Origin of the sequence: Xanthomonas prunicola, assembly GCF_025266575.1 — a bacterium.
Lineage (GTDB): Bacteria > Pseudomonadota > Gammaproteobacteria > Xanthomonadales > Xanthomonadaceae > Xanthomonas > Xanthomonas prunicola.
On record NZ_CP096142.1, the window covers coordinates 4,034,299 to 4,047,736 of the forward strand.

Sequence of the window (13,438 nt, forward strand, 5' to 3'; positions counted from 1 at the left end):
TGACGCGCACGTTACCGTAGTCGTCAGCCATCCGTTGTTGCCCGCCGCCGTGTCCACTGTTGTGACCAGTTCCTCATTCGATCGCCTGCAGGCCTTGCTGCAGCGTCCCGCCGTGGCCTCGATTGCGCCGGCATTTCGCGAGGCGTTGGCGCGGGCCTGGCAGGAGCTGCCGCCCGCGCAGACCGATAGCGTGCCGTGGGCCTTGCTCGGCGACACCCTGGACGCACTGGCGCTGTTGGCAGCCGACGAGGCCACGTTGATCGCAACGTTGCTGTTCGATCTGCCCGCCTTGCGCGGCGCGGTTGCCGACCTGCCGTGGCAACCGGCGGAGCGGCGGGTGGCAGTGGAAGGATTGTTGGATGGCCTGGATGCGGCCGACCAGGTCTGGGCGCTGCACGCCGGGCGCGAGGCTGGACGCAACAGCGAAGGGTTGCGGCGATTGCTGCTCTCCATCATCCACGACCTGCGCGTGGTGCCGATCCTGCTGGCACGGCAGCTGTCGCGCATGCGTGTGGCCGACCGTCTGAGTGAAGAACAGCGCCGCGCGCTGGCGCAGCTCACGCGCGACATTCATGCGCCGCTGGCCAACCGGTTGGGCATCTGGCAGGTGAAGTGGGAGCTGGAAGATCTGGCGTTCCGACATCTGGAGCCGGACACCTACCGCCGCATCGCCCGCGAAGTGGACGAAACCCGCGTGGCGCGTGAGCGCTATCTGGAAGCGGTCAAGCGCACCTTGTCGGCGGCGCTCGCCCAGCAGGGCCTGCGCGCAGACGTGAGCGGGCGGCCCAAACACATCTACAGCATCTGGCGAAAGATGCAGAAGAAGCGGCTGTCGTTCGATCAGCTGTACGACATCCGCGCGGTGCGGGTCATGGTCGACGATGTGGCGGCATGCTACGCCGCGCTGGGCGCAGTGCATTCGCTGTGGGCACCGGTGCCGAGCGAGTTCGACGATTACATCGCCCGGCCCAAGGCCAACGACTATCGCTCGCTGCATACGGCGGTGGTCGGCCCGGAAGGGCGCACGATCGAAATCCAGATCCGTACCCATGAGATGCACGCCCAGGCCGAACTGGGCGTGGCTGCGCACTGGAAATACAAGGAAGGCGGCAAGGGCGGCGAAAAGGCCTTCGACCGCAAGATTCTGTGGATGCGCCAGCTGCTGGAGCAGGTACAGGAAGGCGAGCACGGCGAACTGGCTGGCGCGCTGGATGCCGAGTTGATCGAAGACCGCGTGTATGCGCTGACCCCCAAGGGCGAGGTGATCGATCTGCCGCAAGGCGCCACGCCGCTGGATTTTGCCTATCACGTGCACACCATGGTGGGGCATCGCTGCCGCGGCGCGCGCGTCAACGACCGCATCGTCCCGCTGACCTACCGGCTGCGCAGCGGCGACCGGGTGGAGATCATGACCGCCAAGGAAGCCGACCCGCGTCGCGACTGGCTGCTGGCGTCCAACGGCTTCCTGGCCAGTGGGCGTTCGCGCGACAAGGTGCGTGCCTGGTTCCACAAGCTCGACCGCGCACGCAACGTGCAGGCGGGCAAGGACCTGCTCGATCGCGAGCTCAAGCGCCTGGGCCTGCAGCATGCGGATCTGAGCGTGGCCACACGCAAATTCCACGCCGACACCATCGACGATTTGTATATCCAGGTGGCACTGGGCGATACCGGCCCGAACCAGGTCAGCCGCGCGTTGCTGGAAGCCGAACGTGCCGCCTCGCAGCCGGCGGTGCCGGCGCCCCCGCGGCCGACTGCGCGTCGCGATGGGCTGGGTAAATCCAAATTCACCGTGGAGGGCGTGGGCAACCTGCTGGTGCAGCTGGCGCGGTGTTGCCAACCGGTGGCGGGCGAGCCGATTGCCGGCTACCTCACCCGCGGGCGCGGCATCACCGTGCATCGCACCGATTGCGCGGCATTGGCGCGCTTGACCGTCGCCCACCCGCAACGCGTGTTGCCGGTGGAATGGGGCAAGGCCGGCAGCGGCTACGAGGTGGATGTGCAGGTGCGCGCCGTGGACCGCCGCTGGTTGCTCAAGGACATCACCAATCTGATTGCCCAGGAAGACGCGCACGTGCTGGAAATCAATAGCGACAACGTGCGCGACACGGGCAGGGCGCAGCTGCGCTTGCGCTTGAAGGTGAGCGATTACGATCAACTGTCCGGCCTGCTTGGCAAGTTGGACGCGCTGCCCGGCGTGAGCGAGGTGCGGCGGCTGGGCTGAGTGCGCCGAACATCTTGCTGGCGCCCATCGATTGGCAACAAACCGCACACAAGGGACGTGGGCTGTGGGTGCCTGACGATTCCCGAAGAGCCCACATCGTCTTCGCAACCCACACCGCTACCATAAGGCGGTGAACGCGTCCCCGTCAGGTCGCGCCAAGGATGGACGCCACCGCATGTCTCTGCTCCCGCGCTGGGCCAGATCGCCCCGTCTCTGGGCGCCGCTGCGCAGTCGTGTGCTCTGGCGCGTGGTGCTGGCGCTGTGCACCTGTCTGTTGCTGACCGTGGTAATGCTGCGCAAGCCGCTGGCCGATCTGCTGTGGCCGGACACGCGCATCCAGCAATTGCTGCAGCGGGGCGATGCGGCGTTGGCGCGCGGCCAGCTCAGCGTTGCCAATGGCAGCGGTGCGCGCGAACTGTTCGCCGCCGCGCTTGCATTGGATAGCGACCGTGGGGAAGCCCGTGCCGGGCTGGCGCGGACCGGCGCTGCTGCAGTGGTACAGGCACGTGCTGCGGTCGCGGCCGGCGATGTCGCCGCAACGCAACGCGCGCTGGCACTGGCAACCGCCCTGGAAGCGCCGCAGGCGCAGATCGCCCCGGTGGCTGCGCGGCTGCGCGCGCTGCAGGCGCGGCGTGTCGGGCTGGATGCCTTGTTGGCGCAGGCGGCGGTGGCCCAGCAGCAAGGTCGCCTGGACGGTCCGCCCGACAGCGCGTTGCCGCTGTACCAGCGCATCCTGGCCCTGGCCCCGGATCGCACCGACGCCCTGGAAGGTCGCGAAGACGCCTTGACCGATCTGTTGGCGCAGGCGCGCCACGCATTGGTGCGCAATGCGCTCGGTGAGGCGTCGGCGTTGCTGGCCGCCGCCAAGCGTTACGACGCCGGGCATGTCGACATGCCGCTGACTGAAGGCCAGTACCACCGCGTGCTGGAACAGCGCCGCCAACGTGCGCAGGCCTTGCTGCGCCGTGGCCGCCTGGCTCCGGCTGCGCGCGATTTCAATGCAGTCCTGGCGGCCGAGCCGGACGATGCAATCGCCAAGCTGGGGCTCGATCAGGTGACGGACGAGTACGCCGCACAGGCCATCCGGCAAGCGGCGGATTTCCGCTTTGACGATGCGCTGCAATCGTTGCGTCAGGCGCAGCTGCTGGTGCCGGGCGCTACATCGATTGTGCAGGCCGAGCAGGCGATTGCGCGCGCGCGCGATGCCCAGCGCGGCCGAACCGCGGGCCTGTCGCGCGGCACGCGCGAGCGCCGTCTGCGGGCATTGCTGCAGCGCGTTGCCGATGCCGAAACGCAGCAACACTGGATGACCCCACCTGGTGCCAGCGCCTATGACGCGGTGCGCGCCGCGCAGGCGCTGGCACCGCGCGATCCGCGCGTGCTGCAGGCCGCTGCGCGCGTGGTGCCGGCCAGTCAGCGTTGTTTCGAGGACGAACTGCGCAATAACCGCCTGCGTGCCGCGCGTGGATGTCTCGATGCTTGGCAGGCACTGACACCCAGTGCCGACGCCCTGGCCGGCGCGCGTCGCCGCCTTGCACAACGCTGGATTGCCGTCGGAAGCGAACGGCTGGGCCAGGAGGACGCAGCATTTGCCCGTCGTGCGCAGGACGAGGCGCACCAGCTGGATCCCGAACTGCCGGAACTGGCCGAATTCACGCGACGGGTCAAGGCTGTCGCCGAGCAGCGTTGAGTGGGTGCTGGCAGTGTCGGCAACGTTAGAGTCTGCCGAACGTGCAGTTCAAACCCCGAGCTCTAAAACCCGTTGTTTGCATCCCAGATGCTAAGAACGCGCTCCAGGCGCACGCAAGATGCTGGGGCAGCCCATAACAGGAGCGCAGGGCAATCTGCTGCACGCAATCCTGTTTCTATCGGGAGAAGGTGCCCGGAAGGAACGGATGAGGACACCTGCGACGCCTTGCGATGCGTCGCAGGCGGATCAATGACCCATCACGCCGTGTATTGCGGCGCAAACGGCCCATGCGCCAGCACACAACCGCCTGTTCACTCGGCAATAAACAACGCACGCACCGCGCCGCGCGCTGCATCCAGCGAGAAATGCTCGGCCACGTTACGCAAGCCGTTGTCGGCCAGACGCTGCCACAGCGCCGCGTCCTGATACAGCCGCACGATCGCAACGGCGAACGCGTCCGCATCGTCGGCCACGCACACATCCTCGCCGTCGCGCAGGTGCATGCCTTCCACCGCGCAGGTGGTGCCGACCACCGGCTGGCCGTGCGCCATGCTCAGATTGATCTTGCCTTTGACGCCTGCGCCAAACCGCAGCGGTGCCACCGCGATGCGTGCGCTGTCCATGAATGGAACCAGATCCGGGACGTGACCATGCAGCTGCACGCCGGGGCATCGGTCTGCCAACAATTTCAAGGCATCGGGCAGGTCGGCACCGATGCAGTGAAACACCACATCGGGCAGCTGCGCACGGACCTGCGGAAAGATGGCGCTGATGAACCACTGCACCGCATCCACATTCGGCGGATGACGAAAGCCGCCGACGAAAACCAGGTCGCGGCGTTGCGCGAAGCTATGGCCGCTGCCGGCGACTTCATGCAGGTTCGAGAGCAGGGCCGTCCGAATGTGTGGCGCATCTGCGCGTAGTTGCGCCTGTTCTGCGGCCGACACCAGCAAGGTGACATCAGTGGCGGCCATAATCTCGAGCTCGCGCAGGCGGGTGCGTTCTGCGCTACGCAGCAGATTGGCATCGCCGGTCAACTCGGCACCGCGACGTTCGCGCAGGTAATGCAGGTCGACGGTATCGAACAAGGTGCGCGCCTGTGGCGCGTATTGCTTGAGCAACGGCAGGCAGGCATGTGCCACGTGGTGGCGTACCAGTAGTACCACCGCAAACCGCGCACCATGCGTACGCAGCCAGCTGCCGATGCCATCGAGAAACGGTGCATACCAGACTTCGACGCCGAGCTGCTGCAATGTTTGCGTGTGGCGCCCGGCGTGTTCGCGGCGGGTCGGCACGAAGACGACATGCGCGCCTTCTTCGCGCAACAGGCGGATCAGGTTGAACTGCCGCAGCGAGCCGGAATCGCGGTCCGGCTGCGGCACGCACTCGTCCAGGATCAATACCTGGCGCTGGCTGCGGTGCAGCAGTGCAGGCCCGGGCACGGTGCCGACCGGCAATTGTGTTTTCAGCGGCTGCTGCCATTTTTCGGCGAAGACGCCTTGATTGCGCACCTGATAGGCCTTCACCCCGGTACGCGTATCGGTGCCGTTGCTGGTGCCCTCGTCGTGCACGACAACGCTGGCCGGCTGCACCAGTACCTGGTAACCCGCTGCGCGGACTGCAAACGCCAGGTCGGTGTCTTCGTAGTACGCCGGCATATAGCGCCGATCCAGCCCGCCCAGCGTCTGCAACAGCATGCGTGGCAGCGCGATGGCCGCGCCCGAGCAGTAGTCCATCGCGCGCACATATGCATAACGCGGGTCGTCGGCCGATTCGAAGCGGCCGTAACTCCAGGCGCTGCCATCGCCGAACACCACGCCGCCGGACTCTTGCAGCCGCCCGTCCGGATACACCAGCTGCGCGCCGACCAGGCCGGCTGCCGGTTGCCGGGCAAAGGTGTCGATCAACCGATCCAGCCAGTCGGGCTGTGGAATGGTGTCGTTGTTGAGCAGCACGACGAAATCGCCACGCGCTAGCGCGATGCCGTCATTGCAGGCAGCAATGAAACCGCCGTTGCTCGCACGCACGTGATAGTGCAGACCCGCAATGTGCGGCAATTGTTCAGCGGTGGCGTCGCTGCTGCCGTCGTCCACGACGATGATTTCCACGCTCACCAACGGCGGATGCGCCGCCAGCGCACGCAGACAGGCCAAGGTGTGCGCAATGTGGTTGTAGACCGGAATCACCACCGTTACCCGCGGGCTCGCGCTGTGCGGCAGCGCGAACGCCGCGAACGGGGCGGCCTGCGGCAGCCACAGCGGCGTGCCCAGGGCGACCGGCGGCGCCTGCGTGTGTACGCGAATACGTTGCCAGGTGGCGCGCCAACCGCGCGTGCGCATGCTCGCCACGCTGCGGTGGATCAGGCCAAGGACGCGATTGAACAGATAGCGCGCATCGGCCAAAGACATCGACATTGCGTTGGAACTCCAGCGTGGTATGGCAGGAAACGTGGCGAGCAGAGCGCGGATCGAGGCAATCGGTGCGTCTGCCAGTGCAGTGTACGAGCCGTGCCAGCTGCTGACCGAGAACATGTCGCGCCCAGCGAAGCGACATCGGCCGTTTTGTTAGCCGCTCTTAACGGTCGACGGGCCCGGTGGGTCACAGCCATGACAGCGCTGCGCTAGACTCGCTGGACTCTACATTCTCGCATTCCTGTGCCCCGACGCCACGACAACGACGCTCCCGACGATTTCGAGGACGACACCAACGAGCAAGGCTCCCGCTGGCAACGCAGACTTATCGTCTGGGGGTTTGCCGCGTTCGCGCTGGCGCTCGGTTTCCTGATTCCCTATACGGTGTATCTGAACAAGCAGGTCACTCAGCGCTTTGGCGAGCTGCGTTGGCAGATCCCGACCCGCGTGTACGGCCGTCCGTTGGTGCTGGTGCCCGGCACCGCGCTGGATGCGGCCACGCTGAAGACCGAGCTGGATGCGGCGTCGTACCGGGACGACGGTCAGGCGAAGCTGCCTGGCACCTATCAGCAGGACGGCAGCCGCTTCACCATCGCCAGCCGCGGCTATATCGATGTGGATGGGCGTGTGCCGGCGCGCCGTATCGACGTCAGCCTGGCGGGCGGGCGCGTGGCCACGCTGCGCGACGCCGGCGACCGCAAGACGCTCAAAAGCGCACGTCTGGACCCGGCGCGCATTGCCACGCTGTACGGGCAGAAGCAGGAAGAGCGCCGCCTGGTACGCATGGAAGAAGTGCCCGAGCTGCTGGTCACCGGCCTGCAGGCAGTGGAGGACCGCGACTTCAACAGCCATCACGGCATCGATCTGAGCGGCATGGTGCGCGCGGCCTGGATCATGGTGCGCTCCGGCGGGCAGGTCCGTCAGGGCGCCAGTACGCTGACCCAGCAGCTGGCCCGCAGTGGCCTGCTCGGCATCGGCAAGGAACAGACCTTCACGCGCAAGTTCAACGAGATTCTGTACGCGGTGATCATGGAGGCGCGTTACGACAAGCGCACCATCCTGGAGGCCTATCTCAACCAGGTGTATCTGGGCCAGCGCGGCGGGCAGGCGATCCACGGTGTGTCCTCTGGCGCGGAGCTGTGGTTCGGTCGCGAACTCAATTCGATGACCACCGAGCAGATCGCCTTGTTGATCGGTTTGGTCAAGGGGCCGTCGTACTACGACCCGCGGCGCAACCCGGAACGCGCGCTGGACCGGCGCAATTTCGTGCTCGGCAAGCTGCACGAAAGCAACCTGATCAACGACGCCGAATACAAACGTGCGCTGGCTGCGCCGTTGGGCGTGCCCACCGAACCGGGCCTGGTCGCAGCCAATCGTTTCCCGGCGTATGTGGACCTGGTGCGGCGCCAGCTGGCGCACGATTACCCGGAAGGCGTGCTGCAGGGCGCCGGTATGAGCGTGCTCACGGGTATGTCGCCGTCTGCGCAGGCCTATGCCGAAGGGGCCGTGACCGGCACCATCAAGCGGCTGGACAATAAGAAGCGCCCGCCGCTACAGGCCGGGCTGGTGCTCACCGACGTGCATAACGGCGATGTGCTGGCCGTGGTCGGAAGCCGTGATGTCGCCAAGCCAGGCTTCAATCGCGCGGTGGAAGCGCAGCGGCAGGTGGGCTCGTTGCTCAAGCCATTCGTTTACATGCTGGCGCTGGCCTCGCCGGACCGCTGGGCGTTGTCCAGTTGGGTCGACGACTCGCCGGTCACCGTGCAGCTCAGCCGCGGCAAGACCTGGTCGCCTGGCAATTCCGACAACCGCAGCCACGGCACAGTGCGTCTGATCGATGCGCTGGCGCATTCCTACAATCAGGCCACGGTGCGGGTGGGCATGCAGGTCGGCGCAGACCGCATCGCACAGTTGATCCAGGTGTTGGCCGGCATCAAGGCCGAGCCCAATCCCGCGCTGATCCTGGGCACCACCGACCAGAGCCCGTATGGCATGGCGCAGCTGTATCAATTCCTGGCAGCCGGCGGCGAGATCCAGCCACTGCATGCGGTGCGCGGTGTGCTCGACCCGCAAGGCAAGCTGCTCAAACGCTACGACAAGACTCCGGCTCCGGCGCAGGAAGGCGATTCGGTGGCCGCCAACCTCATCAGCATCGGCTTGCAGCAGGTGGTCAGCGGCGGTACCGCGCGCCAGCTGCTGGGCGATGGCTTGGGTCGCCTGTCGTCGGCCGGCAAGACCGGTACCTCCAACGACGGTCGCGACAGCTGGTATGCCGGCTACACCGGCGACCATCTGGCGGTGATCTGGATGGGCAACGACCAGAACGCCGAGACCGGTCTGTATGGCGCCACCGGCGCGATGCGGGTGTGGTCGAGCATCTTCGCTCGCCTGCCGAGTGCGCCGTTGAAGGTTAGCGGCAAGGGGCTGGATTGGCAGTGGGTGGACGCCAGCGGTACCGGCGTGACCGACCCCGGTTGCCCGGGTGCGCGCCAGTTCCCGTTCGTCGTCGGCTTCACGCCGGCCTACGCTCCGTGTGCAGGCAATGCACCATCGATCGAAGCTGCGCCCGGCGAAGCGGCCGCACCTGCCGAACAATCCAGCGGCGGTGGCTGGCGCCGTTTCTTCGGTCTGGAAAAGAAGCCCGAACAACCTGCCCCGGCGCCTGCCACGGCCCCACCAGCGCATTGATTGGAGTCACCCCATGAACCGACTGCACCGTTTGCTCGCCCTGATCGGCGTCTTGGCCGCACTGGGCGCCTGCGTCAGCGCACCGCCCGCACCGCCGCCGCCGCCGGTGGATCCGACCACCCCGACCCAGCGCCTGTTGTTGATCGAACGCGAAGCCGGCGTGGACGACACCGAGCTGTCGGTGCAGCCGCTGCGCGACCCGCAGGTCGACGATCTACGCGACACCGCCAAGAGCAAGCGCCAGGCTGGCGATCTGGCCGGCGCCGCTGCGGCGTTGGATCAGGCGCTGGGCCTGGTGTCGGGCGACCCGGCGATTCTGCAGGAACGCGCTGAAGTGTCCGTGTTGCAGGCCGACTGGCCGGCGGCCGAGCGCTTCGCCAAGCAGGCGATCGAGCTTGGCTCCAAGACCGGCCCGCTGTGCCGTCGCCACTGGGCCACGATCGAGCAGTCGCGGCTGGCGCGGGGCGAGAAGGAAAACGCCGCCTCGGCCAGGGCGCAGATCGCCGGCTGCACGGTGCCGGGCGTGAAGCGGTACTGAGACCGGACATCCGGCGGTGCGCGCCGGATGTCAGCAATCCGCGGACTGCTGACTGACGGCATCGCGTCTGGCGTGACGCGGGCGTCGGGCACGACGTGCAGGCAGCATGCCTGCGCCTGGCCGCACTCGGTCACGCACACCCAGGCCTGCATCACCGCGCACGCGCTAGGCTGTCGCGCTTCCTGTCCGCTTTCCGTTCGGTCTCATGTCCCAACTTGCCACTGCCAGTATCGAAGCGCTCAGCGAGGGCGGGGCGCTTGCGCGTCAGCTCGACGCCTTCGCGCCGCGTGCTGCGCAGTTGCGCCTGACTGGGGCGATTGCCGAGGCATTCGAGCAGCGCGACGTGTTGTTGGCAGAGGCCGGCACCGGTACCGGCAAGACCTACGCCTATCTGGTGCCGGCGCTGCTGTCCGGGCTCAAGACGATCGTCTCTACCGGCACGCGCGCGCTGCAGGATCAGCTGTTCCATCGCGATCTGCCGCGCGTGCGCGCCGCGCTGGGCGTTGGGCTGCGCAGCGCGTTGTTGAAGGGACGCGCCAACTATCTGTGCAAGTACCGCACCCAGCAGGCGCGCGGCGAGCCGCGTTTTGCCACGCCCGAACAGGTCTCGCAGTTCCAGCGCATCGTGGCCTGGAGCGGGCGCACCCAGTTCGGCGACATGGCCGAACTCGAAGCCTTGCCGGACGACTCGCCGCTGCTGCCGATGGTGACCTCCACCGTCGACAACTGCCTGGGCACCGAATGCCCGTTCTATGGCGAATGCTTCGTGGTGCAGGCGCGCCAGCGTGCGCAGGCGGCCGATCTGGTGGTGGTCAATCACCATCTGCTGCTGGCCGATCTGGCGCTCAAGCAGGAAGGCTTCGGCGAAATCCTGCCGGGCGCGCAGGCCTTCGTCATCGACGAGGCGCATCAATTGCCGGAGCTGGCGGCCAATTTCTTCGGCGAAAGTTTCGGCATGCGGCCGTGGCAAGAGCTGGCGCGCGATTGCATGGTCGAAGCGCGCCTGGTTGCCGGCGCGCAAGCCAGCCTGCAGGCGCCGATCCTGGCCCTGGACGACGCCTTGCGCAGCCTGCGCGCCGGCATGGAAGGGCTGCCGCCGCGTGGCACGCAATGGCGTGCATTGGCCAAGCCGCAGGTGCGCGAAGGGTTCGACGCCGTGCTGTCGTCACTGGCGCGGTTGGGCGAATCCCTGCTGCCGTTGCGTGAGGCCTCGCCCGGTTTCGATGGCTGCACCGCGCGTGCGCAAGAGGCGTTGAATCGCCTGTCGCGCTGGTTGGGCGAAGATCTGCCGGTGGCCGATTTCGCGCAAGATCCGCCAGAAGAGACGGTCGACAACGACGTGCTGTGGTACGAGCTCAGCCCGCGCGGCTTCCGCTGCCAGCGCACGCCGCTGGATGTGTCTGGCCCATTGCGCGAACACCGCGAGAAATCCCATGCGGCCTGGGTGTTCACCTCGGCCACTTTGGCGGTGGGCGGCGAGTTCGATCACATCGCACAGCGGCTGGGGTTGAGCGACCCGGCGACGTTGCTGCAACCCAGTCCGTTCGACTGGGCGCGTCAGGCCTTGTGCTACCTGCCGCCGAACCTGCCCGATCCGGCCGCACGCGGGTTCGGTACTGCGTTGATTGGCGCGCTGACGCCGGTGCTGGAAGCCTCCAATGGCCGTGCGTTTTTGTTGTTCGCCTCGCACCGAGCGCTGCGCGAAGCCGCCGACGCCTTGCGCGGCGCGCCGTGGCCGTTGTTCGTGCAGGGGGAGGCGCCGCGCGCGACCTTGCTGCAGCGCTTCCGCGAGTCCGGCAACGGCGTGCTGCTGGGCTCGGCCAGTTTCCGCGAGGGCGTCGACGTGGTTGGCGATGCCTTGAGCGTGGTGGTGATCGACAAGTTGCCGTTTGCCGCACCCGACGACCCGGTGTTCGAAGCACGCCTGGATGCGATCCGCCGCGAGGGTGGCAACCCGTTCCGCGACGAGCAGTTGCCGCAGGCGGTGATCGCGCTAAAGCAGGGCGTGGGCCGACTGATCCGCAGCGAAACCGACCGTGGCGTGCTGGTGCTGTGCGACCCGCGGCTGGTCAACAAAAGCTACGGCCGCACCTTCATGAAATCGCTGCCGCCATTTGCGCGCACGCATGCCATTGCCGATGTGCAGGCGTTTTTTGGCGTTGCAGAGGCGGTGGGAGACAATGGCGTGCTTGCGTTGCCGGTCGGCGACGACCGATCTTCTTCCTTCTGACTGCGGTCCTGCCATGAACGTCCTCGCATTCGAGACCTCCACCGAAGCCTGTTCCGTCGCCTTGCATGTCGACGGTCGCGTGATCGAGCGCTTCGAACTGGCGCCGCGCCGCCACGCCGAACTGGCACTGCCGTGGGCCGAACAACTGCTGGCCGACGCAGGGATTACGCGCCGCCAGCTCGATGCGATTGCGGTCGGCCGTGGCCCTGGCGCGTTCACCGGCGTGCGTCTGGCGATCGGCATCGCGCAGGGAATCGCCTTGGCGCTGGATGTGCCGGTGCTGGCCGTTTCCACGCTGCAGGTGCTGGCCTTGCGCGCGCCTGCCGAGGCGAGCCATGTGCTGGCCTGCATCGATGCGCGCATGGGCGAGGTATATGCAGGTATCTTCGCCCGCAGTGGCGACACGGTGCTGGAACTGGCGCCGGAAGTGGTCTGCGCACCGGAGGCACTTGTGCTGCCCGACACAGCGGCGCTGATGGCCGGCGTCGGCACCGGTCTGGCCGCTGCCGATGCGCTGCTGCAACAGCGCTTTGCGACACGCCTGAGCAGTGTCGATGCCGCCGCGCTGCCTCGTGCGTCCGATCTGCTCACGCTCGCGGTGCCGGCACTGCTGCGCGGCGAAGGCGTGGCGCCGGAGCGGGTGGAGCCAGCGTATCTGCGCGACAACGTTGCGCTCACCCTGGTCGAGCAACAGGCCGCCCGCGCCGCAAAGGCGGCCGGCGCAACGTCATGACCGACGCTGCCCAGCGCGCGCGTTTCCGCGGCTGCCTGCTGGGCCTGGCGGTGGGTGATGCGCTCGGCACCACGCTCGAATTCTGCACGCCGGACAGCTTCACGCCGATCGACGACATGCGCGGCGGCGGCCCGTTCGCGCTGCGCGCCGGGCAGTGGACCGACGACACCTCGATGGCCCTGTGCCTGGCGCACAGCCTGCTGTATCGGCAGGGCTTCGACGCCGCCGACCAGATGAGCCGCTATTGCAACTGGTACCAGCACGGGTATCTCAGCAGCACCGGCAGCTGCTTCGATATCGGCGCGACCGTGCGGCAGGCACTGGAGCGCTATCTGGATGGCGGCCCGGCCTTCAGCGGCAGCACCGATCCACGCTCGGCCGGCAATGGCTCGCTGATGCGGCTGGCGCCGGTGGCGATGTATTACGCGCATCGCCCCGCCGAGCTGGGCGAGCGCGCCGCCGACAGCTCGCGCACCACGCATGCCGCCGACGAAGCGCTGGATGCCTGCCGGCTGTTCGCCTTCCAGTTGCGTGCCGCATTGCTCGGTGGCCAGCGCCAGCAGGTGTTGCAGACCCGCTGCGAAGGGCTGTCGACACCGGCGCTGCGTGCGTTGTCGGTGCGCGACCATGCGGCAGTTCCCGCCGCCCGGATCCGCGGCACCGGCTATGTGGTCGATGCGCTGTCGGCGGCGCTTTGGTGCTTCGCCACCACCGACACGTTCGCCGATGCGGTGCTGCGTGCGGCCAACCTGGGCGACGATGCCGACACCACCGCGGCCATCTGCGGTCAGCTGGCCGGTGCATTCCATGGTATCGACGGGATTCCCGCCGCCTGGCGCGCGCGCGTGCAGGATGCACATGCGATCGTCGAGCTGGCCGATCGGCTGTACGCAGCCGCGCAGGCCGCATAAAGGCCGCGCGCAACGC

8 protein-coding genes are annotated in these 13,438 nt (G+C 67.4%); 7 read left to right on the top strand and 1 reads right to left on the bottom strand.

Annotated elements, in window-relative coordinates; translation table 11 throughout:
• Window positions 1-34: 34 nt before the first annotated feature.
• Together M0D43_RS17295 and M0D43_RS17300 are read left to right on the top strand one after the other, a co-directional pair.
• Complete coding sequence (locus M0D43_RS17295; protein WP_260807406.1) at window positions 35-2,221, top strand: RelA/SpoT family protein; 2,187 nt, start codon at window positions 35-37, stop codon at window positions 2,219-2,221.
• A gap of 247 nt (window positions 2,222-2,468) precedes the next feature.
• A complete protein-coding gene (locus M0D43_RS17300) occupies window positions 2,469-3,911 on the top strand; it encodes a hypothetical protein (RefSeq protein WP_260808286.1) in 1,443 nt (480 codons plus the stop codon).
• Window positions 3,912-4,222: 311 nt separating this feature from the next.
• Here the strand turns inward: M0D43_RS17300 and M0D43_RS17305 are convergent, their stop codons facing one another.
• On the bottom strand, window positions 4,223-6,325 hold the full coding sequence (locus M0D43_RS17305; protein WP_252162358.1) for a glycosyltransferase: 2,103 nt from the start codon (window positions 6,323-6,325) through the stop codon (window positions 4,223-4,225).
• 240 nt (window positions 6,326-6,565) lie between these two features.
• Between M0D43_RS17305 and mrcB the strand changes: the two genes are divergently transcribed.
• The 5 genes from mrcB (at window position 6,566) to M0D43_RS17330 (ending at window position 13,422) form a co-directional block, all read left to right on the top strand.
• Window positions 6,566-9,010, top strand: coding sequence for a penicillin-binding protein 1B (mrcB, locus tag M0D43_RS17310; RefSeq protein WP_252162359.1), 2,445 nt, complete (start codon window positions 6,566-6,568; stop codon window positions 9,008-9,010).
• A gap of 13 nt (window positions 9,011-9,023) precedes the next feature.
• Window positions 9,024-9,548 carry a hypothetical protein gene (locus M0D43_RS17315; RefSeq protein ID WP_101361773.1) on the top strand — a complete coding sequence of 175 codons (525 nt, stop codon included), beginning with the start codon at window positions 9,024-9,026 and terminating at the stop codon, window positions 9,546-9,548.
• A gap of 205 nt (window positions 9,549-9,753) precedes the next feature.
• Window positions 9,754-11,778 carry a DNA repair helicase YoaA gene (gene yoaA / locus M0D43_RS17320; RefSeq protein ID WP_252162360.1) on the top strand — a complete coding sequence of 675 codons (2,025 nt, stop codon included), beginning with the start codon at window positions 9,754-9,756 and terminating at the stop codon, window positions 11,776-11,778.
• A gap of 13 nt (window positions 11,779-11,791) precedes the next feature.
• On the top strand, window positions 11,792-12,511 hold the full coding sequence (gene tsaB, locus M0D43_RS17325) for a tRNA (adenosine(37)-N6)-threonylcarbamoyltransferase complex dimerization subunit type 1 TsaB (protein WP_260807407.1): 720 nt from the start codon (window positions 11,792-11,794) through the stop codon (window positions 12,509-12,511).
• Window positions 12,508-13,422, top strand: a complete 915-nt coding sequence (locus M0D43_RS17330) for an ADP-ribosylglycohydrolase family protein (protein ID WP_252162362.1) — start codon at window positions 12,508-12,510, stop codon at window positions 13,420-13,422. The genes tsaB and M0D43_RS17330 overlap by 4 nt, the downstream gene beginning before the upstream one ends.
• Window positions 13,423-13,438: the final 16 nt, after the last annotated feature.